General features: G+C 63.4%; 19 protein-coding genes. 8 read left to right on the top strand and 11 right to left on the bottom strand.

Features of this window, described 5'->3' with window-relative positions:
- Positions 1-286: 286 nt before the first annotated feature.
- From NLY42_RS25405 to NLY42_RS25380, 6 genes are read right to left on the bottom strand one after another with little or no spacing between them, the layout of a single operon-like run.
- Complete coding sequence (locus tag NLY42_RS25405) at positions 287-1,438, bottom strand: arabinose transporter (protein WP_245260096.1); 1,152 nt, start codon at positions 1,436-1,438, stop codon at positions 287-289.
- A 60-nt stretch (positions 1,439-1,498) separates the two neighbouring features.
- Entirely contained in the window at positions 1,499-1,933 is a 435-nt protein-coding gene (locus tag NLY42_RS25400; RefSeq protein WP_023753752.1) for a lipocalin-like domain-containing protein, read from the bottom strand.
- A gap of 54 nt (positions 1,934-1,987) precedes the next feature.
- Complete coding sequence (locus tag NLY42_RS25395; protein ID WP_023753751.1) at positions 1,988-3,004, bottom strand: zinc-dependent alcohol dehydrogenase family protein; 1,017 nt, start codon at positions 3,002-3,004, stop codon at positions 1,988-1,990.
- Between the two features lie 22 nt (positions 3,005-3,026).
- Complete coding sequence (locus NLY42_RS25390; protein ID WP_023753750.1) at positions 3,027-3,422, bottom strand: (R)-mandelonitrile lyase; 396 nt, start codon at positions 3,420-3,422, stop codon at positions 3,027-3,029.
- A gap of 19 nt (positions 3,423-3,441) precedes the next feature.
- On the bottom strand, positions 3,442-3,912 hold the full coding sequence (locus tag NLY42_RS25385; protein WP_023753749.1) for a cyclophilin-like fold protein: 471 nt from the start codon (positions 3,910-3,912) through the stop codon (positions 3,442-3,444).
- On the bottom strand, positions 3,909-5,099 hold the full coding sequence (locus NLY42_RS25380) for an MFS transporter (RefSeq protein WP_031244612.1): 1,191 nt from the start codon (positions 5,097-5,099) through the stop codon (positions 3,909-3,911). The genes NLY42_RS25385 and NLY42_RS25380 overlap by 4 nt, the downstream gene beginning before the upstream one ends.
- A 141-nt stretch (positions 5,100-5,240) precedes the next feature.
- Here NLY42_RS25380 and NLY42_RS25375 point away from each other — a divergent pair, with 141 nt between their 5' ends.
- Complete coding sequence (locus NLY42_RS25375; RefSeq protein WP_023753747.1) at positions 5,241-6,134, top strand: LysR family transcriptional regulator; 894 nt, start codon at positions 5,241-5,243, stop codon at positions 6,132-6,134.
- An 18-nt stretch (positions 6,135-6,152) separates the two neighbouring features.
- The gene (locus NLY42_RS25370; RefSeq protein ID WP_023753746.1) at positions 6,153-6,521 is read left to right on the top strand and encodes a hypothetical protein; all 369 of its coding nucleotides are present in this window, start codon (positions 6,153-6,155) and stop codon (positions 6,519-6,521) included.
- A gap of 181 nt (positions 6,522-6,702) precedes the next feature.
- On the opposite strand, the gene NLY42_RS25365 is transcribed toward NLY42_RS25370, so the two are convergent.
- Both NLY42_RS25365 and NLY42_RS25360 read right to left on the bottom strand, forming a co-directional pair.
- On the bottom strand, positions 6,703-7,683 hold the full coding sequence (locus NLY42_RS25365; protein ID WP_023753745.1) for a hypothetical protein: 981 nt from the start codon (positions 7,681-7,683) through the stop codon (positions 6,703-6,705).
- Positions 7,684-7,751: 68 nt separating this feature from the next.
- Positions 7,752-11,123 (bottom strand): NACHT domain-containing protein, encoded by a 3,372-nt coding sequence (locus NLY42_RS25360; RefSeq protein ID WP_156933768.1) that lies wholly within the window; start codon positions 11,121-11,123, stop codon positions 7,752-7,754.
- Positions 11,124-11,436: 313 nt separating this feature from the next.
- On the opposite strand from NLY42_RS25360, the gene NLY42_RS25355 reads away from it, so the two are divergent.
- The 5 genes from NLY42_RS25355 (at position 11,437) to NLY42_RS25335 (ending at position 17,911) form a co-directional block, all read left to right on the top strand.
- A complete protein-coding gene (locus NLY42_RS25355) occupies positions 11,437-12,492 on the top strand; it encodes a LacI family DNA-binding transcriptional regulator (protein WP_023753743.1) in 1,056 nt (351 codons plus the stop codon).
- 68 nt (positions 12,493-12,560) lie between these two features.
- Positions 12,561-13,799, top strand: a complete 1,239-nt coding sequence (locus NLY42_RS25350; protein WP_023715223.1) for an ABC transporter substrate-binding protein — start codon at positions 12,561-12,563, stop codon at positions 13,797-13,799.
- 329 nt (positions 13,800-14,128) lie between these two features.
- Entirely contained in the window at positions 14,129-15,049 is a 921-nt protein-coding gene (locus NLY42_RS25345; protein ID WP_023753742.1) for a carbohydrate ABC transporter permease, read from the top strand.
- Positions 15,049-15,906: a carbohydrate ABC transporter permease gene (locus NLY42_RS25340; RefSeq protein ID WP_023682951.1), complete on the top strand. Its 858-nt coding sequence runs from the start codon at positions 15,049-15,051 to the stop codon at positions 15,904-15,906. The genes NLY42_RS25345 and NLY42_RS25340 overlap by 1 nt, the downstream gene beginning before the upstream one ends.
- Positions 15,907-15,943: 37 nt before the next feature.
- A complete protein-coding gene (locus NLY42_RS25335; protein ID WP_023753741.1) occupies positions 15,944-17,911 on the top strand; it encodes a glycoside hydrolase family 127 protein in 1,968 nt (655 codons plus the stop codon).
- A gap of 1 nt (position 17,912) precedes the next feature.
- Here the strand turns inward: NLY42_RS25335 and NLY42_RS25330 are convergent, their stop codons facing one another.
- From NLY42_RS25330 to efp, 3 genes are all read right to left on the bottom strand, one after another.
- Entirely contained in the window at positions 17,913-18,713 is an 801-nt protein-coding gene (locus NLY42_RS25330) for an endonuclease/exonuclease/phosphatase family protein (protein WP_023671569.1), read from the bottom strand.
- 26 nt (positions 18,714-18,739) lie between these two features.
- The gene (locus NLY42_RS25325; RefSeq protein WP_023753740.1) at positions 18,740-20,200 is read right to left on the bottom strand and encodes a phospholipase D-like domain-containing protein; all 1,461 of its coding nucleotides are present in this window, start codon (positions 20,198-20,200) and stop codon (positions 18,740-18,742) included.
- A gap of 71 nt (positions 20,201-20,271) precedes the next feature.
- The gene (gene efp / locus NLY42_RS25320) at positions 20,272-20,841 is read right to left on the bottom strand and encodes an elongation factor P (protein WP_023682947.1); all 570 of its coding nucleotides are present in this window, start codon (positions 20,839-20,841) and stop codon (positions 20,272-20,274) included.
- A 129-nt stretch (positions 20,842-20,970) separates the two neighbouring features.
- Here efp and epmA point away from each other — a divergent pair, with 129 nt between their 5' ends.
- Entirely contained in the window at positions 20,971-22,017 is a 1,047-nt protein-coding gene (gene epmA, locus NLY42_RS25315) for an EF-P lysine aminoacylase EpmA (protein WP_023694439.1), read from the top strand.
- Positions 22,018-22,075 lie beyond the last annotated feature (58 nt).

The following is a 22,075-nucleotide window of genomic DNA, read 5'->3' as shown; positions in this document are numbered from 1 at the left end:
GCATTGCCCGGCTGTTCATGCCGCCGCTGGAGGAGGCACTGCGCCGCCGCTGCGATTTTGTTGGTGGAGGGCTTCCAAAAAGGAAGAGCCCGGAATCTCGACCGGGGAGCTTATGCCACCCGATCTTTTCGCCGGTTTTTCCGAACTGTTGAATTTTGTTTCTGGAGTGTGTCTGGGCGGGAATTTGCCGGGCCTCGTCGACCCTTGCGGGGCAGGGGTTCAGCCTCAGTGGCGACCCGGAAAGAGACTATGAGCGAACCTCATGCGGACGGCGCCGGCGAGCTGTCTATAATGGAGCGCTACGGCGACCCAGCAGCAGAGCTATGCCCAACGCCGGAAGCGTCGCCGCCGCGACGGCGAAGAAGACGAATTGCAGCCCGGTCGACGCAGCGACCAGGCCGAGCGCCGGACTGCCGAAGCCGAGCGCCACGTCGAGGAAGACGGTGTAGAGTCCCATGGCCAGGCCGCGGCTGCGCGACGGAAGACGGCCTACGGCCTCGGCGCCGAGGCCGGGATAGACCAGCGAGTAGCCGAGGCCAGTCAGACCCGCTCCGATTGCGGCGACAACAGGCCCGGTCGCAAGCCAGATCAGCATCAGCCCTGCCGCCTCGACCACAACGAAGATCACGGCGACGCGTGCGCCTCCAAGCCTGTCGGGCAGGTGGCCGAAGCACAGCCTTGCCACAATCAGAGACGCAGCATAGGCCGTGAAAGGAAGCCATACCGGCTGCCAGCCCCGCTCGGCGAAGAGCAGGGCGCCGAAGCCCAGAATAGCACCATAGCCGAGGCTGCTGAAAGCAGCTCCGACGCCAGGAAGCCAGACCGCTTTCGCCACGCTCCTCCATGACTGCGGCACGCTGCCCGAGGCGGCGCTGGTGCCGCGCATCGGCAGGATGGCAAGCAGCGTCGCCAGCGGCAGGATGATCGTCGCGAGCGCGATCGCGGTGAAACCGCTCGCCGCATAAAGCGCAGATCCGACCGGCGCCCCCAGCGCGAGCGCCGCAAACATCGCCGTGCCCACCCAGGCTATGACTTTTCCGGAGTTCTGTCCGCCCGCAACGGAGAGGCCCCAGGCGACGCCGCCGGTGATGATGAAGCTCTCGGACGCGCCCAGCACCGCCCGTCCGGCGAACAGCGCCGATGCGGACGCTACCGGCCGGTCGAGCAATGCCAGCGAGCCGAGGTAAAATAGCCCGGCAAGGGTAGCGGCAATGAGGCCGACGACGACGGCGCGCTTGCCGCCGCGCCCATCGGCATAGTTGCCAGCCCCGATGCGCGACAGCATCGAGGCGACGAACTGGCTGCCCGTCACCAGTCCCACTGCGAAGGGGCCGAAGCCAAGCTGCTGGTGAAGATGCAGCGGCAGGACGGGTAGCGCCAGGCCGATCAGCAGGAAGCCGGCGAAGACAGCCGCCATGATCGGCGTCAGTTCCGCCATGACGCCATTTCGGTCTGATATCCGCGCCATTTTGGTCAATCGGTAATCCAACTGTTCGGATCAGTAGCGTTCGTAGGTCACGCGCCAGCCTTCGGCCGGGTTGTCAGGCGTGAGGACCAGTTTGTTGTCCGAGACCTCGAATTTGCGTTTCATGCTCTTGCCGACAAGGTTGCGGACCAGGGAGGACTCGATCGTGATGACGAAGGTCTTGTCCTTGTCGTTGATGGCGACCGGCCCGTAATAGGCTTCGTAGCCATTCGCCGTGTAAGGCGTGTCCGGCGCCTTGGGGTCGGGGTTCTGCGCCTGCACCGAGAGGGTGCCGGCCTCGGTGAAGATGACCTGGCCGGAATATGGCACGGGCTTGAGGTTTCCCTCGGCGCCGGCCTCGAGCGAAATCATGCGCCATGCGCCGATGATCGCGGACTCTTGCGAGAAAGCCGGCGTGGCGACCGAAAGCGCAAGCGCAAGGGCGGCAATCTTCAATCTCATCGTCATATGTTGTTCCTTTTCTGAGTTTTGGTGCGCACAGGCCGTCCGCCCGATTGCTGCTCACACCGAAAGCATGACCTTGATGGCGCGACGCTCGTCCATGGCGCGATAGCCTTCAGCGACCTCGGCCAGCGACAGCTTGAGGTCGAAGACCTTGCCGGGCTTGATCCGACCTTGCAGCACACGGTCCATCAGGTCGGGCAGGAAACGGCGCACCGGCGCCGGGCCGCCCAGCATGCGTTTCTGGCCGAAGAATAGTTTTTGGCCGTCGAAGTTCACGCCGTGCGGCACGCCGACATAGCCGATGGTGCCGCCGGGGCGGGAGCAGGCCAGCGCCTGGTCGAAGGATTCTCCCGTGCCGACGCATTCCAGCACGGAGTCCGCGCCGACGCCCTTGGTGAGTTCCTTGATGCGGGCCACGCCTTCCTCGCCGCGCTCAGCGACGATGTCGGTCGCGCCGAACTCGCGGGCGAGTTTTTGGCGGCTGGCGTGCCGGCTCATGGCGATGATGCGCTCGGCGCCCATCTCCTTGGCCGCAAGCACGCCCATCAGGCCTACCGCACCGTCGCCGACCACCACCACCGTCGATCCTTCGCGGACCTCGGCTGCGTCGGCCGCGTACCAGCCGGTGCCGAGCACATCGGACACAGCCAGCAGGTCAGGGATGAGGTCGACCGGCGGCACCTCGGCGGTGGCGACCAGTGTGCCATCGGCCAGGGGCACGCGGGCGTAAGGCGCCTGCGCGCCCGACATGAACTCGCGCTGCACGCAAGACGACTGGAAGCCGAAGCGGCAATGCGGGCAGGTATTGTCGGAGAGGCAGAACGACCCGACGACGAACTGGCCGGGGCGGACCGTGCGCACCTCTGCGCCGACCTCGACGACGATGCCGCAATATTCGTGGCCCATATGCATCGGCCCGGCGACCGGCTGCAGCCCGCGATAGGGCCACAGGTCCGAGCCGCAGATGCAGCTTGCCGACAGTTTGATGATGGCGTCCGTCGGCCGCATGATTTTCGGATCGGCGATTTCCTCGCAGCGTATGTCGCCCGGTTTGTGAAGAACGGTTGCAAGCATTTTGGTTCCTTTCGAGGAGAGATCAGGCGCCGTAGTCGGCGTCGCTGACATGTTCCAGCCAGTCCACGACCTTGCCGTCCTTGACCTCCTGGAGGGCAATGTGGGTCATGGCGGTCCGAGGCGACGCGCCGTGCCAGTGCTTTTCGCCGGGCGCGAACCAGACGACGTCGCCCGGACGGATTTCCTCGACCGGGCCACCCTGGCGCTGAACTCGGCCGAGGCCGGAGACGACGATCAGCGTCTGGCCGAGCGGATGCGTGTGCCAGGCGGTGCGGGCGCCGGGCTCGAAGGTCACCTGTGCGCCTTGAACCCGCTCGGCGTCGAAGGGATTGAAGAGCGGATCGATCCGCACCGTTCCGGTGAACCAGTCAGGTGGTCCCTTGCCGGAAGGCCTGGTGCCGGCGCGAAGAATGTCCATGGTGATCTCCTTTGCGATCTCAAATGCGTTCGATGCGAAGCGGGAATTTGCCGCGAACGTGCAGGGCCTGCTCGCCCTCGTCGAAGCGGCCAAGCCTGATCAGCCCGGGATGGCGGTAGTCGGCGTAGAACATGGCCAGGTTGCCCCAGGGCATGAAATAGCACAGGTCATAGGGCTGCTCGTCGGCGAACGGACCGCTTCCCTCCTGCGTCAGCTTGCGTGGCAGATAGGCGATCTTCTCGTTGTGGGCGTAGTCCTCGATCTCGAGGTCGAGCGGCAGCATGGAGAAGAAGTCGCGCGCCGAGGGATTGTCGTAGAGCGTGGCGGTCATGGTGCGGCCGTTGAAAACCATCCTGATCTTCATGTCGGTGGGCTCCTGGCTGACGGGAGATTGGCTTTCCTGGCCGGCGGCTGTGCGAGGCAGGGCCGCCACCGCGAGCGCGACGCCGAGCAATGTCCGGCGGCTGAGCGGCGCATGTTCGATCGTCACGGCAAAGACCTCCGGGCCATATGCGCTGCGGCAAGGGCGGCGAGCGCCGATCCGCAGAGCAGCACCGCGCCCAGAGTGAACGGTCCCCACCAGCCGACCGTATCGAACAGCGTGCCGCCGATCGCGGCGCCGCCGGTGATGGCGAGCTGGATGACGGCTACCTGCAACCCGCCGCCGGCCTCTGCGTCGTTCGGCAACGTTCGGCTGAGCCACGTGCCCCAACCAACCGGCGCGGCCATGCCGAAGAAGCCCCAGGCAACGAGCAGCAGCGCTGTGGGACCCGGGAGTGCACCGAGGGCGATGAGCGCAGCGGCCAGCGCAGCCATGACCAGCGGGATGACGGTGAGAATGCTGAACAGACGCGTGCGCAAAAGCCGGCCGACGCACCATGTGCCGAGCACCCCGGCCAGCCCCATCGCCAGCAGGACCGCCGAGAGGGCGGCGATGTCGAGCCGCGTGACGTTCTCGAGGAAGGGCCGCAGATAGGTGAAGAGCGCGAACTGGCCCATGAACAGCATCATGATCGACGCCATGCCGGTAGCGACAGGAAGACGGCCGAGCAGCGCCAGCGGATTGCCGGCACGATTCCTGCGGCGCGGCGGCAGCGCCGGCAGGCTTGTCCACTGCCAGGCCAGCGCCAGGAGGCCAAACGGCACGACGAGGAAGAAAGCGCCGCGCCAGCCGACATAGGCGCCAAGAAAACTGCCCAGCGGCGCCGCGATGGTGGCCGCAATGGCATTGCCGGCGTTCAGCATGGCGAGACCCTTCGGAACCATGTCTTGCGGCACGAGGCGCATGACGATCGCGGTCGACATCGACCAGAACCCGCCGATCGCGATGCCGAGCAGCGCCCGGCCGACCATGAGCAACGCGTAGTTCGGCGCGAAGGTGACAGCCAGACCGGACACGATGAGGAGGAGGGTGAAGCCGGTCACGACCAGTCGGCGGTCGATGTGGCGCGTGAGGCCGGCGACCAGCAGGCTGGTCACCACGGCGAAAGCGCCCGAAATCGAGATCGCCTGTCCCGCGCGGCCCTCGGTGATGCCGAGATCGGCCGCTAGCGGCGACAGCAGGCTGATCGGCATGAATTCCGACGCGATGAGCACGAAAACACACAGCGCCATCGACAACACCGCGCCCCATGCGGCGCGGTTTTCAACAAGCCTTGTGTCGTATGTGGTTTCCATGATTGGCATCCTGGCAAAGCGGCCGGACGGATCAGCCGCCGTCGCTGCCAGAAGATATTGCAGGGGAACCCATTTAAGTAGACTAAGTAATCCGCATGGACTTATCTGCTCATGATATGAATGTCCGGCGGGAGGTGCCCTATGCAGCGCGACGGCATGAAGGATCTGCTCTGGTTCGTGGCGGTCGCCAGGGAGCGCAGTTTCACCAGGGCGGCGGCAAAGCTCGGAACCTCGCAGTCGACCCTGAGTTCGACAATCAAGGAGCTTGAAGCTCGCCTTGGCGTCCGCCTGCTGACGCGTACGACGCGGAGCGTCTCTCCGACCGAGGCCGGCGAGCGACTATTCCAATCTCTCGTTCCCCGCTTCGAGGAAATCGAATCCGACCTTGCAAGCCTGGTGGCGTTTCGCGACAAGCCCTCCGGAACGGTCCGCATCACCCTGTCCGACCATGCGCTCCAGACGACCGTCTGGCCGAAGCTCGAGCCCTTGCTCAACGACAATTCCGACGTGCGCGTCGAGCTCTACAGCGACAACGGCATGAAGAACATTGTGGAGGAGCGCTTCGACGCAGGCGTGCGGCTTGGCGAGAGCATCGACAGGGATATGATCGCAGTGCGCATCGGGCCGGATTGGAGGCTCGTGGCCGTGGCTTCGCCGGACTACTTTTCCCGCCATCCGGTTCCGACCGCGCCCCAGGACCTGGTCGATCACGACTGCATCAATATGCGGCAGGCGACGTTCGGCGGATTGTATGCCTGGGAATTCGCCAGGGATGGCCGCGACCTTCGTGTGCGGGTGGAAGGCCAGCTCACCTTCAACTCGTCCATTCCCATGATCGAGGCTGCGACAAGCGGTTTCGGGATCGCCTATGTCCCGGAAAACCTCGTCAGCCACCACATCGCCGACGGACGCCTCAGGCTCGTGCTCGACGACTGGAGCCCGCCATTTGCGGGCTATCACCTCTACTATCCGAGCAGGCGACAGCTCTCCCCTGCGATGGCGGTGATCATCGACGCGCTCCGCCATCGCATCTGACCCGAGACTGTTTGGATCATGAAGCTGAGCTTGGTAATTGGCAGGTTCTACCTGGGCATTGCCCGGCTGTTCATGCCGCCGCTGGAGCAGGCGCTGCGCCGTCGCCGCGATTTTGTTGGTGGAGGGCTTCCAAAAGGAAGAACCTGGAATCCCGACTGGGAAGCCTATGCCACCCGATCTTTTCGCCGGTTTTTCCGAACTGTTGAATTTTGTTTCTGGAATGTGCCTGGGAAGCCTTCGCGCTCATGGCGCGATGCAGCCATGCTGAGCATGGGCGGGCAGGCTGCTTCACAACTCGACGGCATGGTGCCGATGCACTTGCTGATGAGCGCCTTCCATTGGCGCCCTGGCTGGAGGCTGGCGGCAAGGTGGCGCCAGTCGGGGTGATACGGTGTCTGGCGACGAATACCGCGTGCTCGCTCTCATGAAGGAAGCGGGTGGCCAACTGAGCTAAAACGGCCGCTTCTGACCTAAAGCAGACTCGCACAGGTGAGGGCGCACATGACCGCTTTGCGCCCTATTTCGGCCATTCCACATCCCTTTGCGTTCGCCCGAAAGTTGACATAAGTCACGGCAACCACGGGCGGTCATTTCGGTGTAGGGGCCACGGCCGTCCACTCTCGATATCAGGATGCCTAGGCTCATCCTCAGCTGCGCCATCGGCCTGCCGAAGCGCGTCGATGCGACTGAGATATTCCACGGCAAACGCCGCCTGATCTTGGTCGGGTGAGATCGTCAGCGCAAACAGTCGCTTCCTAAGCTCAGAAGCATTGCGCGGTCTGAGCTCGTAGGACGTGCCGTCAGGGCTGTGTAGCTCTTTGGTATAAATCATGCCTTGTACGCCGGGCTCTCCTTGTCGGCGTAGGGTCTGCCGTCCCACCGGGGACTCTGTGGCGGCGAGCAGACCTTCTAACGAAGAGGCCTTCAAAATAACCGAGAAAACCAGCGCTTTTGCGCCCTCGGATCGCGCTGCAGCCAGCTTCTCGAAAGCGTAGGGCAGATCGTCGTCACCCATCGCGTATGCGAGCTGCTCTGGTAGCAGGAAATGACCGGCCTTGAGGTCGAAGCCCTTACCTAAATCACCTTCGGCCCCCTGCAGAAGCAAGTCCATTGCCGTGCGGAAGCCTAGCTTTCGTACTTGGTCGAACCACTCGTGTTCCGACAGCATATCGGGAGATATCAGGGCAAACTCACGCAACATGCTCGCTCTGGTTTCATCGTCGAGCAGCCTCAGTTGAGGCAGGATATCCCTGATCTGCCATCTCGAAACATTCTTTTCGGGAATCAGAGACAAGGCGTCAAAAACGGAGGCCGGACGATCGGTGTTCGGAAATACTTTCAGCCAGTTGAACATCGCGTAGGAGGTTTGGTCATCCCACCACCCGTTCTCCTTTTCAGCCAAGACCTTGCGGAATTCCCCAAGGACCAAATCGGCTGAAGGGACAAGTCCGCCGACAATCATGCCGTTGAAGAGGTCGAGCTTGTTGTGTGACCTGAACTCGAACCCGGCAAGTTTCGCCGTCAGTTCTGGTCGAGCTATGTGTGGCATCACCACCGCGATCGCGGCCAGCGCTACAGCACGACCATACGGCGGTTCGCCGGCGGCCAGCTCTTCCGCTACGTCCAGTATGCTTTCTGCGGCATCAAGCGACAGGTCGGGCTGGCTCGACCGCCTTTCAAGTGCGGCCTGAGCACGATCCAGATCAGGCCAGACGTCGTTCTCTTCTCCAAGAGGGCAGGCATCGCGATGAGCCGCAGTGCAATCGCTGCGTCATGGCCAAACTCCGGATGCCGCAGGAGCGACTTTGCGATCTCGTACGCCTCGCCGGTACCAATCTCGTAGAGCGCCTGCCGATACGAGAGGGTATGGCTGGTGCGCCACTCATTCAGCGCCGCTTGGTCGCGACCAGCCTTGGCCAATTCCTTGAGAGCGTCCCGCTGCTGAAGGTCTTCCTGCAGGAAGACTGAGACCCACTTCATCTGGGATGGGTCCGGGACTCGCCGCATGGCATCTACAACCTCGGCCATATCATGCCGCGATGGCGGGCCTGGACTCAGAAGGCGAGCGGCCCACCCATTCAGCGCTTCAACGAGCTTGCGACGGCTTTCGGCCGAAACGTCGTCCATTTTCTCGTTTGTTCCGTGTTTGCCGTGGCAGGTGATGAGGTCGGCGAGGGCTTCAATGTCGCGATGTTCCTGGGCGGCGGAGAACGACACGACTGCTTCGACGAACGCTTCTGGGCGCGTTCTCGAGATTTTGTCCCGAAGTAGCCCAAGAGGTGCGTAGTCGACCGCAGTGGGCATCCCGTTCGCATAGACCTTCGGCTTCAGCGCCAGAAAGTCGCCAATCATTCCGGTAACAATACCGGCTCCGGCTAGGAAGAGAGCACCGCTCGTCTGCTCGTCGATGTCTTGACTGTCAGCGACGATCCTCGACAAGGCCGCTTCCTCACTCACAGGTTGCGGCGAAAGATATCCTTGGACCCGAAAGGGCAACGACAGGCCGGCCAAAATCCGTTCCTTCATCGCCGCTGCAACGACTTCCGGAAACACGCTATTCGCCTGATGAAATGCGGCCGCGGTATAGTCTGCGCGGAGGTCCAACTTTTCGTTGCCAAGGATCGCGGCGAGGTTCGTGACATCCCCCGAAAGCTGTGCCCTGTGGGCAATGCGATTGAGATTACGGGCTGGGCTGGGGTTGGCCTTCAAGTCGTCTTCCTGGAGCCCTATCAAGCGGCTCAGGACATGGGGGGCAGTCAGCCCGTCGAAATAATCCCGGTCGGCAACGCGGCGCCAAACTTCATCATCCGCACCATCGAGCACCGCTGTCGCCTGTCTTGGAGCGCCACGGAAAAGCAGGGCTTCAACCGCTTCTGACTTGACAGTGACGCTGGGGTCCTTCTTTGCGAGGTCGAACGCGGCTTCCAGACCTTCGATGCCCCCGCCGAAGATAAGGCCGGAAACCAGCCTTTCCCGCACCCGCTCCTCCAGATGCTCGTAATCGTCCCGCAGGTGGGTCCCGAAGACAGACGGCCGGATACGATCGCCCAAGTTCAGGGCCTCGCTTTGAATCTGGTCGGTTGAGTTGGAAACCAGTGGCCAAACCAGACCGGCGAAGACAGCCCGGCCAGTCTTCATCATGAATGCGACAGCCAAATCCACCTGATCAGGTTGGTGCCATGCACGTGCAAAAGCTTCCACGTCGGGCGCCACCAAGTTCCAAACGTCATCTCCTGCTCGGTACACAATTTCAGCCGCAAGCATCGGTCCCACAGACATCGCGAGCCTCACCACCTGTCCGACGACGGCGATACCGGGTGCATCCACGGCCAGTCGCTCACAGGCGAAAAGAATTGCCTCTTCCCACATGCGGTCGTTCAGAATTTCTTGGGCAAAGGTGCTTTCGAGGCCGGCTTCCTTGGGAAGCCCACGCGTCATTGCCACGACATGCCCAGCGGCATACCACTCTCGAAATTGCTGATGCTGGAATGAGTACTTGTCTCCTTCGCCATGAACAAGCACGTGCGTAGCGACGAGTGTGTCCAGGATGTTGACGGGTTCCGGAGCGGTCTGAACCAGCCCCTCAGTCAACAGGTTCGTATTGGTTGCCCGGAGTGACTGTCGGGCTTCGGTCTCATCCAACGCCGTCGTCCGCGCCCGCATCATGGAGACGGCCAAATCACCCAGATAGCGCCGGTGTTGCCCCAGCATGCCTTGTCGTAGCTGCTCCGCGCGTTCGGGAATGCCCTCGTGCTGTGCCACCAGCAGCGAAATCGTGCCTTCTTTGGTGGTAGTCAGGGTACCGGTGTCTCCCACCTGTAGGAGAGCCTGAAGATAAAAAGGCACTCGGGCAAGGTCCCGAACGCCCGAAGTTCTTCGGACGCGGTCAAGCAAATCCTGCCCAACGCTTCCATGTCGGGAGGCCAGCTCTTCCTGCTGATCGTCGGACAGGGTTTCAATGTGAATTGTCCGCGCCACAAACGGCACCGCCACGGCCTGAGGGCGCGTGGTTATGCAAATGACCACAAGCGGGAATTCGCGGCGAAGGGCTCGAAGGGTTTTCATGAGAGCCAGCCGGGCAGCCGGTGTCACCTCGTTCCAGCCATCCAATAGGAATGCCAACTCGCCGTGCGCTGCGAGAAACTTCAGGTCCTCGGATCGCACGCCTGCAAAGGCCTGGCGACTAGCCATCCACGAAAAGAGGTCGTCCACACTCGGGCCGACTTCGGCAAGCGGGACCAAGAGCGGAACGGGACCGCTTTCCAGTAGCTCGAAACCGAGCTGGATTAAGGTGGTCGACTTGCCCTGACCCGGTTCGCCTACAAGGTCCAAAATGCCACAGGACCGTAGCGCTGCGGCCATTTCGACGTGGGTGAACGATTTTCCTCGTGATGAGGCCGCCGTCAAAGAAAGCGATACGGCGTGCGCGGGACCCTGGTGAGAAAAGGTCTCAATGTGACGTTCAGCGGCAGAACGCGCCCTGTCCATCGAGGAGGTCAGGTCCTCACCCTGCGGAATACCAAGATGCCGGCGAAGATACTGAAGGGCCTCCGCGAGTTCTCCGCCCATAGGCTCAACACGGGCGCGACCACCCGTTAGCAGCTGTTCAAAAGCCCGGTCCTCCGCCTCCTGCTTCCATTTGTGGAGCAATTCAACAGGAAACGCTTTTTCGTCGTGGTCAATCTGGTGGGCATGGTCACTGCATAGCCAAATTCCGTTCTCCGGCGCTTTTCGTTCTTCCCGTGTCAGACGCGCGTCGTAACGTGCAAATCCCTCTGACGCGGCCGTTATGTGCGCAGCGATTCCCAGGTTCATGGTGCCAGGACCACCTTTTTGCGGTCCCACTGTAGGTTTCCTGCAATCCGGATTGGAGCATAGCCAGCCAACACGTTGGGCCATCAGGCGCTTGGTCGGCTCAGCGAAATTGTCGCGCTGGCTTGCGCTTGACGACACTATTGCTCTGGTTTTCTTGGCAGGTGGTTTCGGCATGACGCTCATCCGCGGACCTTAGCGTCTTACGCGCGTTGGGCAAAGAACAAAGAATGAACCAGCGATGCGAATGGAGGAGCCCAAGAACGTCTGGTCGTCAATGACAGCCTCTGGCGCAAAGCGGCTGTGACGAACAACCGCGTTGATCGTCGCCCACCCGCCGCACCCCCTTGCCATCCTCAAATTCTCATCCTAATCTCGCCTTGAGAAAACCTTTTCCCAGCCCGCGCAGCATCCGCGACCTACCCATATCGACACGCCAAAGGCCAGTAAGAGAAAACCTTTTCCCAAACCGAGGACCGACACCCGACCCATGCCCTCCGACACGCCACCAGCCGCCAAACAACCCGTCACCCTGCGTGAAGTCGCGGCGATGGCTGGTGTCAGTGTGGCCACCGCCTCGAAGGCGCTGAACGGGCAGGGGCGGATGACGGCCGAGACGCGGCAGCGCATTCGCGAGACGGCGCAGCGGCTCGGTTTTCGCCCCAACAGCCTGGCGCAGAGCCTGCTGCGGCGGCGTTCCTTCACCGTCGGGCTGTTGACCAACGACACCTATGGCCGCTTTTCGCTGCCGGTCATGTCGGGCATTTCCGATGCGCTGGTCGATGCCGGCGTTTCGGTGTTCATGTGCAATGTCGAGGACGATCCGCGGCTGGCGCAGCTGCATGTCGAGGCGATGCTGGACAAGCGCATCGATGGCATCATCGCCAGCGGCAAGCGCATCGACCGCCATCTGCCGGTCGACCTCGCCAATCTCGGCGTGCCCGTCATCTACGCCTTCAGCCAGCCCGATCCCGATGCCATCGCCTTCGTCTCCGACGATGCCGGCGGCGCGCGGCTGGCGGTCGAGCATCTTTGCCGGCTCGGGCGGCGGCGCATCGCCCATGTCAGCGGTCCCGAAAGTTTTGCCGTGGTGAATGAGCGGGCACAGGCTTTTCGCGATGTGCTGGCCGCGCACGGCCTGCCGGTCACCGAGCCCTTGCTCGGCTCGTGGTCGGAAGCCTGGGGGCATGAAGCCGTCGGAAAGCTGTTCGACGGCCCAACGCTCTTCAACAACAAGGGAGAGAAACCCGATGCGGTGTTCTGCGGCAACGACCAGATCGCGCGCGGCGTCATCGATGCGCTGCGCGAGCGCGGCCTTGGCGTGCCCGGCGATGTCGGCGTCATCGGCTTCGACAATTGGGAGATCGTGGCGGAGGCAACCCGCCCGCCGCTGACCTCGGTCGACATGAACCTGGCAGCGCTCGGCCGCGAGGCCGGCCTCACACTGCTATCGCTCGTCGGCGGCCAAGCCGCCGCGCCGGGCATTCGAAAACTGCCGTGCCGGCTGGTGGTGCGTCAGTCATGCGGCCGTCCACCGGACGGCTAGGAGAACGCGCGGCGCGATCCAAGAGCGCCGCAACAGGGAGGAGGAGAAAAACCATGAGGAGGAAAACCATGAAGACCATGATTACCGGGTTCGCGCTCGCGGCGAGCATCATTGCCTTGCCTGCAATGGCTGCCGACACCGCCAACATCTGGGTTCGCGCCGACGGCTCGAACTTCATGCCGCGCATCGTCGATGCCTTCAACAAGGGCCATGAGAACCAGGTCAAGCTGGACATCATTCCCAATGCCGAGATCATCCCGAAATATGGCGCCGCCGCCGCCGGCGGCACGGCGCCCGACGCACTGTCGCTCGACCTGATCTACACGCCATCCTTTGCCGCCGCCGGCCAGCTCGAAGACATCACCGACTGGGCGAAATCGCTGCCCTATTTCGCCAGCCTGTCGCCGGCGCATGTCAAGACCGGCACCTACAAGGACCACATTTACGGGCTGCCGTTCTCGGCCGACGCCTCGGTGCTGATCTGGAACAAGAAGCTGTTCAAGCAGGCGGGGCTCGATCCCGACAAGGGGCCGGCCAACTGGGCCGAGATCGAGGCCGATGCCGAAAAGGTCAACGCGCTCGGCGGCGACATCAAGGGCTTTTATTTCTCCGGCAATTGCGGCGGCTGCAACATCTTCACCTTCACGCCGCTGATCTGGGCCTCTGGCGGCGACATTTTGAGCGAGGACGGCTCCAAGGCGACGCTGGACAGCCCGCAGCTGCGTGGCGCCATCGACCTCTACCGCTCGATGGTCAAGAAGGATCTGGTGCCGGCCGGCGCGCAGACCGACACCGGCGCCAATTTCTTTGCCGCCTTCGCCACCGGCAATATCGGCATTTCGCCGTCCGGCGCCTTCGCCATCGGCGCGCTCAACACGCAGTATCCGGACATCGACTATGGCGTCACCTTCCTGCCGGGCAAGGACAGCGGCTGGTCTTCGTTTGCCGGCGGCGACAATTTCGTCGTCACCAAGGGCACCAAGAAGCTCGCCGTGGTGAAGGAGTTTCTCGACTTCGCCTATTCGCTCGAAGGCCAGACCATCCTGGCCAAATACGGCAGCCTGCCGGTGCGCGGCGACATCGCCAAGGAGGCGCTGAAAGATCTCGATCCGCGCTACCAGATCGCCGCCGAAGCCATGGCCAAGGGCCGCACGCCCTATTCCGTGGTGTTCAACGACCTGATCAACTCGGCCAACGGTCCGTGGACGCAGATGATCAACGAGGTCGTCTTCGGCGACGACGTCGATGGCGCCATCGCCAATGCACAAGAGACCATGCAGTCGATCATCGACCAGGCGCAGAAATAAGGACTGGCCGGCGGCGAGGGCGGTGCAACGCCCCTGCCGTCGCGGGTCCTGATCCGGTCGCCCGGTCCGTCTCCCTGGACGGGCGGCCGGCGCTCCTTACCCTCCCCCTTGTGGGGAGGGTCGCTGCGAAGCAGCGGGGTGGGGGAGGTGTGTCCCACCGCCCTACGAGATCCAACGGAAGAGCAGGCATGACCCCTGGCATTCGCAATCATGGCACCGACGCCCTACCTCTCCCTTGCGGGGAGGTCGGACCGCAGGTTCGGGTGGGGGGCCGGCGCCGCACCCCCACCCCGCTGCTGCGCAGACCCTCCCCACAAGGGGGAGGGTAAATGACCGCCATCACCACCACCCCGCCACGCGCCAGAAAACTGGTCGGCGTTGGCCGCCGGCAGTGGATCGGCCTGCTCTATGTCGCGCCGGCCGTGGCGCTGGTCGTCGTGTTCTTCATCATTCCGCTCGGCATGACGGCCTGGATGTCGCTGCACAACTGGCCGCTGATGGGCGAGCATTTTTACATCGGCTTCGACAATTACCGGGCGATCCTGCGCGACAACCGTTTCTGGAACGCGCTGAGCTTCACCGCCTACTACACCGTGATCGTCACCATCGTGATCTTCGCCGTCGCCTTTCCGCTGGCGCTGTTCATCGAAAAGCCCAGGCGGCTGACCGGCTTTTACCGGACATCCTTCTTCATGCCGGCGGTCGTCGGTTTCGCCTCGGCCAGCCTGCTGTGGTCTTGGCTGCTCAATGTCGATTCCGGCCTGTTCAGCCCGGCCGCCTACGACCTCGGCCTGACCGCGAAAAAGTTCAACCTTCTGGCGACGTTCCAGCCGGCCTTCTGGTCGATCATCGCCATGGTCGTCTGGAAGGTGGCGGGCTTCACCATGATCATCCTGATGACCGGCCTGCAGTCGATCCCGACCGATCTGCAGGAAGCGGCGATGATCGACGGGGCAGGGCCGTTCGCGCGCTTTCGCGCCATCACCCTGCCGCTGATGCGCCGCACGCTGGCGCTGGCGCTGATCCTGTCGATCGCCGGCTCGATCCTCGCCTTCGACCAGTTCTACATCATCCTGCGTGGCGGCCCGCGCAACCAGACGCTGACCGCCGTGTACTGGATTTTCAACCAGTCCTTCGTCTCGTTCAAGCTCGGCTATGGCGCAGCACTGTCGATGATCCTGCTGGCCATACTGGTGGCGCTCAGCCTGGTTCAGCTGTGGCTGCTGCGCAAGCCGGAGGGCATCGACTGATGGCGCAGGCAAGAAGCCGCAGCAGCCGCCTCTGGCTCAGGATCGCCGAGCATTCGACCGGCATGATCGCCTCAGTGCTGTTCATCGCGCCGATCGTCTGGGCCGTGCTGTCGACCTTCAAGCCGGCGCAGGAGGCGCGCCAGCCGCCGCTGCCGCCGTGGCCGACGACCGGCTTCTCGGTCGAGAACTATCGCACGCTCGACACCTTTGGCGACGGCCTCTGGCTGCCGGCGCAAAACAGCCTCTATGTCGCCTCGATGACGGTGATCCTGTCGGTCGTCGTCAGCGTGCTGGCCGGCTATGGCTTTTCGCGCTTCCGCTTTCCGATGAAGGATGTGCTCTTCATCGTCATCCTGTCGACGATCATGATCCCCTTCCAGTCCATCCTGACGCCGATCTTCCTGGTGCTGACCAAGGTCGGCCTGCACAACACGCTGACCGGGCTGGTCCTGGTCTACACCACGCTGCAATTGCCGTTCTCGATCTTCATGATGCGCAACGCCTTCGACGCGGTGCCGCGCGAGATCGAGGAGGCCGCGCGCATGGACGGCGCCAACAACGTCACCATGCTGCTCAAGGTGATGCTGCCGCTGGTCTGGCCGGGCATCGTCACCATCGCGCTGTTTGCCTTCCTCGGCGCCTGGAACGAATTCCTGGCCGCCCTGGTGCTGATGACCGACCAGTCCAAATTCACGCTGCCGATCATGATGACCGCACTTCAGTCGGGCCGCTTCGGCGCCATCGACTGGGGCGCCGTGCAGGCGGGCGTCACAGTGATGATGGTGCCGTGCCTGGTGCTCTTCCTGTTGCTGCAGCGCTTCTACATCCGCGGCCTGATGGCCGGCGCGGTGAAATGACCCGCCGTGAATGACCAATATCCAACGGAGTGACACGATGACCGTTCAACCATCCGCCAAGCCCGGCAAACTCGCCTTCCGCCCACTGCCGGTGCCGCAGGTCGATGTCCGCGGCTTCTGGGGCAACCGTGTCGATGCCGTGGCGTCGCGCACCGCCGACATCCTCTACGAGCGCTGCGTCGAGGCGCGCATGCTGGAGCAGATCGACCCGGACCGGCCCTCGCCGGGCGTCGTCATTCCGTTCCATTCGCCGTCGCCCGACGAGGCTGCCAGCCCCGGCTTCACCGGCTCGACGGTGACGACGCAGATGTTCTGGGACTCCGATTGGGGCAAGACCATCGAGACCGCGGCCTATTCGCTCTACCGGCGCAAGAACGCGGCGCTCGAGACGAAGATCGATGCCGTCATCGACCTCTACGGCAGACTGCAGCAGGAAGACGGTTATCTCTCCAGCTGGTACCAGCGCATCCAGCCCGGCAAGCGCTGGACCAATCTGCGCGATTGCCACGAGCTCTATTGCGCCGGCCATCTGATCGAAGGCGCGGTCGCCTACTACCAGGCCACCGGCAAGCGCAAGCTGCTGGATATCATGTGCCGCTACGTCGACCATATCGCCGACACCTTCGGTCCGGAGCCGGGCAAGAAGAAGGGCTATTGCGGCCATGAGGAGATCGAGCTGGCGCTGGTCAAGCTGGCGCGGGCGACCGGCGAGCAGAAATACATGGACCTGGCCAGGTATTTCATCGACCAGCGCGGGCAACAGCCGCATTATTTCGACGAGGAGGCGCGTGCGCGCGGCGCCGACCCGAAGGCCTATCATTTCAAGACTTATGAGTACAACCAGTCGCACAAGCCGGTGCGCGAGCAGGACAAGGTCGTCGGCCATGCGGTCAGGGCGATGTACCTCTATTCCGGCATGGCCGACATCGCCACCGAATATGGCGACGACACGCTCAGGGTAGCGCTCGACCGTCTGTGGAACGATCTCACCACCAAGAACCTCTATGTCACCGGCGGCCTCGGGCCATCGGCGCACAATGAGGGCTTTACCAGCGACTACGACCTGCCCAACGAAACCGCCTATGCCGAGACCTGTGCCTCGGTCGGCCTCGTGTTCTGGGCCAGTCGCATGCTCGGCATGGGTCCCAACGCCCGCTACGCCGACATGATGGAGCGGGCACTCTACAACGGCTCGATCTCCGGCCTGTCGCTCGACGGCTCGCTGTTCTTCTACGAGAACCCGCTGGAGAGCCGGGGCAGGCACAATCGCTGGAAATGGCATCGCTGCCCCTGTTGCCCGCCGAATATCGGCCGCATGGTCGCCTCCATCGGCAGCTATTTCTACAGCCTGTCGGACGACGCGCTGGCCGTTCATCTCTACGGCGACAGCACCGCGCGCTTCGACATATCGAACCGGGCGGTCAGTCTGATTCAGACCAGCAATTATCCCTGGGATGGCGCGGTCTCGATCCGGATCGAAGCCGACGCTCCGGTGGAATTCACCTTGCACCTGCGCGTCCCGTCCTGGTGCGGCAAGGCGGCGCTCAAGATCAACGGCGCCGCCGTCGATCTGGACGGCATCACCAGCGACGGCTATGCCGCGATCCGGCGCGAGTGGCGCCAGGGCGACCGGGTCGAACTCGATCTCGAAATGTCGATCGCCCGTCTGTTCGCCAATCCGGAGGTGCGTCAGGACATCGGCCGCGTCGCACTTGCGCGCGGTCCGCTGATCTATTGCGTCGAGGAGACCGACAATGCCGGCCAGTTGCATCGGATCGCTCTGCCGCGAACGGCAAAAATCGAGGCGCATGCCGAGCCGAACCTGCTCGGCGGCATCGTCACGCTTTCGGCACTTGCCAGCAAGGAAGCCCAGGAAAACTGGGAAACCGGGCTCTATCGCACCGATCCGCCGGCGGTGAGCGAAACGAAAATCACCGCCGTCCCGTACTTTGCCTGGGACAACCGTGAACCCGGTGAGATGCTGGTCTGGCTGCGGGACGGATGAGTTACAGGCTGACGAACGCCGTCAGCGGCAAATGATCCGACGCAACCCGCGACAGCGGCGTGTCATGGGCTTCCACCGACGAGACCATGCCGTGCCGGTTGGCCATGATCCGGTCGAGCGCCAGCACCGGCAGGCCTGAGGGAAAAGTCGGCACCGCCGCCGGCGTGAAACCAAAGGTGGCGTGCAGCGTCTTGAGCGCCGAGCGGTTGCCCAGCCGCCATTCGTTGAGGTCGCCGAGCAGCAAGGTCGGCCTTTCATCCTGGTTGCTCATGATGTCGAGCACGACGCGGGCCTGCTCCGAACGCGAGCGGCGCAACAGGCCGAGATGCGCGGCGATGACGCGCAGAGTGCGCGTTTCGTCGAGGTCGATCTCGGCAACCAGCGCGCCGCGGGGCTCCAGTCCCGGAAGCTTGATCTGATGGACGTCGCGCACGGTGCCGCGCTTGAACAAAAGCACATTGCCGCGCCAGCCATGGCCCTTGCCGCTTCCGGAAACCGGCACCGGCACAAGCCCTGTTTCGTGTTCGATCCGGGCAAGGTCGAGCAGCCCGGCGCGGTCGCCGAAGCGGTTGTCGGCCTCCTGCAGCGCGATGACGTCGGGGCCGATCTCGCGGATGACGCGGGCGGTCCGTTCGGGGTCGAACCTGCGGTCGGTGCCGATGCATTTGTGGACGTTGTAGGAGGCGACCACCATCTGGGCGCCTTCAATGTGCTTGCGCGGCGTCGCGTTCGCCTTGCGCGCTTTCCTGCCGCGGATCGACAGGAGCACTGTTTCAGGAAGGCTGCGTCCGTTTATGTCCATAGGCCTGCGTTCAATCTGTCCTGATTCTAAAGATAGGGCGATCCCAGCCATAACAACCGGTCAAAAACCCGGATGACAAATGGCCGCGCTCTTAGGGTTGCGAGTGTGACGGGTTTGGCGGAAGCGATTGCCGCTCCGATGCGCCCCTCGATCTCGGCGGCAAAGCCGGTATCCAGAACCTCAAGGTCGATTTCGAAATTCAGCCGCAGCGACCGCGCGTCGAGGTTGGAGGAGCCGACATAGGCCCAGACGCCATCGACCGACAACAGCTTCGAATGGTCGAACGACCCTTCATGCCGCCAGACGCGGCAATAGTGCTTCAGCACCTGGTCGTATTGCGCCGTCATGGCGCGGCCGACCAGGAAGAGATTGTTGACCGCGGGCACGACGATGTCGATCTCGACGCCGCGCCGGGCAGCCGTGACCAGCGCGCTGACAAATTCCCGGTCCGGCAGGAAATAGGGCGACATGATGCGGATCGATTTGCGGGCGACGGAAAATGCCCCCGTCAGCAATTTGTGGTTGGTTTCGATGCTGGCGTCCGGCCCCGACGCCACCGCCCGCACCAGGATCGGCTGACCGGGAGGCGGCGAGGGCTTTGCCACGTGCCAGACCTCGTCCTTGAGGGCCTCGTTGCCGGCAAAACGCCAGTCCTCGGCGGCAACCGCGAACAGGTCGGCCACGACCGGCCCCGTGACCTGGAAATGCGTATCCGCCGAGCTGGCGCTGCCGGCGAATTCAGCCGAGAACCCCTTGCGGATGTTCATGCCTCCGGTGAATGCCACCGCGCCGTCGACGATCAGGATTTTCCTGTGCGTCCTCAAATTCGCATAGGGAAGTCTCAGGCCCATGACGATGTTGCCGTTGAACAGATCGACGGTGACGCCGGCTTCCCGGAGTGTCCCAAGAATGCTGGGCACGGAATAGCGCACGCCCACCGCATCGATCAGCACGCGAACCGTCACACCGCGCCGGACCGCTCCGGCCAGCGATCCGACAAAACGTCGTCCGATCTCGTCATTGTCGAAGATGTAGGTCTCGAGCAGAATGCTGCGCCGTGCGCCGTCGATCGCCCCGCACATTGCCGCGTAGGCTTCGTCGCCGGTCCTCAGGATGGTGATTGCATTTCCCGAAAGCAGGCCGCGCCGCGCCACCCTGTCGCCTAGCGTCTTCAGGCCGGCAAAGCGCTGGCCGAATTCGGCTGAAATGAGTGCTTCGAGCGCAATGTCGTGGTCGTGTTTGGCTGTCTCGGCTTCACCGGCGACGGGCCGCATGGCGCTGATGGTGGCGCGGCGGATGCGGTTGATGCCGGCAATGGCATAGATGATCGCGCCAAGGAACGGCGACAAGATCATCACGCCGACCCAGCCGGTGGCGGCGCGCACGTCTTCCTTGGTCATGATTGCGTGGACGATGCCGATGGCGGCCATCAGCATCGGAATGATCACAAGGATCAGAGGCCAGTAGGTCACAAAGGTCTGCCACATCGGCAGGACTATCGAGCCAGCGGCCGCAGAAGGCAATGCAACGGATCAACCAGGACGGAGGCGCTCGCGCGTCAGTCCTTCGCCCGCTCCACATAAGCGCCATCGGCCGTCATCACCACCACGCGGGTGCCCGGCGCGATGTGCGGCGGCACCAGCGTGCGCACGCCGTTGGAAAGCACGGCCGGCTTGTAGGACGAGGACGCCGTCTGGCCTTTGGTCGTCGGCTCCGTCTCGACCACTTCGAAAGTAGCGCGCTGCGGCAGCACCAGGGCTATGGCGATGCCGTTGAACTGCGAGATCTGCACCGCCATGCCTTCGAGCAGGTAGGGCGCCATGTCGCCGACCACGCTTTCCGGCACCGCGACCTGGTCGTAGCTTTCCGGGTTCATGAAGTGATACCCCTCGGCGTCGGCGTAGAGGAAGGTGTGCTCGCGCTCCTCGACATAGGCGCGCTCGACCTGCTCGGTGGTGCGGTAGCGCTCCGAAACCTTCACCCCGTCGGAGATGCGGCGCATGTCGAGCTGGGTGACCGGCGTACCCTTGCCAGGGTGGATGTTTTCGGCAAAGAGGATCACGTAAAGCTTGCCGTCCTTGTCGACGACATTGCCTTTACGGAGCGAACTGGCGATGACCTTCACCACGGTTTTCAATCCTAGACTTCGTTGGCCTGAAACGATCGTTCGGCGCAAATCGGCTGCGAGAGCCGTCGCCGTAGCGCATCTTGGCCCGAACCGCCAGCCCTGTCAGCAATTCCGTTGCCCGGCAAACCCATGACTGGCGCTTCGCCCTGGTGGACGCCGGATGTTCACGCCGACCGCCGGCCGCGGCTGATGGCCCGCAACGCCATAGCTGCCGCAATGCGCGGCTGGTTTGGCGAGCGCGACTTCATCGAGGTCGAGACGGCGGCATTGCAGATTTCGCCCGGCAACGAGGCGCATCTCTCAGCCTTCGCCACCGAGGCGATCGGCGCCGACGGTGCGCGCCGGCCGCTTTACCTCCACACCTCACCGGAATTCGCCTGCAAGAAGCTGCTTGCCGCCGGCGAACGGCGCATCTTCAGCCTGGGCGCCGTCTGGCGCAACCGCGAGCGCGGTCCTTTGCATCACCCGGAGTTCACCATGCTCGAATGGTACCGAGTCGGCGAAACCTATGAGAGCCTGATGGCTGATTGCGCCGAACTGCTGAAGCTCGCGGCTGAGCGGGCCGGCGCCAAAACCTTCCGCTTTCGCGGCCGCGAGGCCGATCCGTTTGCCGAGCCGGAACGCGTGAGCGTGGCGGAAGCTTTTGCGCGTTACGCCGGCATCGATCTTCTTGCCACCGTTTCTGCCGATGGCGGCACAGACCGCGCCGCACTTCATGATGCTCTGGTCAAGGCCGGCCTGCGCACGGCCGACGATGACAACTGGGCCGATTTGTTCAGCCGCGTGATGGTGGAAACGGTCGAACCGATGCTGGGGCAGGGGCGGGCCACAATCCTCTATGGCTATCCGATCTCCGAGGCCGCCTTGGCCCGGCCGAGCGCGGAGGACCAGCGCGTGGCCGAGCGCTTCGAGCTCTATTGCTGCGGCGTCGAGCTCGCCAATGCTTTTGGCGAACTGACCGATCCGGCCGAGCAGCGCCGGCGCTTTGCCGCCGAGATGGACGAGAAGGAGCGCGTCTATGGCGAGCGCTATCCGCTGGATGAGGATTTTCTCGCCGCCCTCGCCATCATGCCGCAAGCCAGCGGCTCGGCGCTTGGCTTCGACCGGCTGGTGATGCTGGCAACGGGCGCGACGAGGATCGATGACGTGATCTGGACGCCGGTCGCCACTCCTTGACGGAAATCGGCCTCGGTTAAACTCACAAACCGGTCAAGCCGCGCGTCTGTGGCGGCCG

It is taken from the genome of Mesorhizobium sp. C372A (assembly GCF_030323245.1).
Lineage (GTDB): Bacteria > Pseudomonadota > Alphaproteobacteria > Rhizobiales > Rhizobiaceae > Mesorhizobium.
Note: the sequence above shows the minus strand (reverse complement) of the source record. Positions and strands in the feature narration are given on the sequence as shown.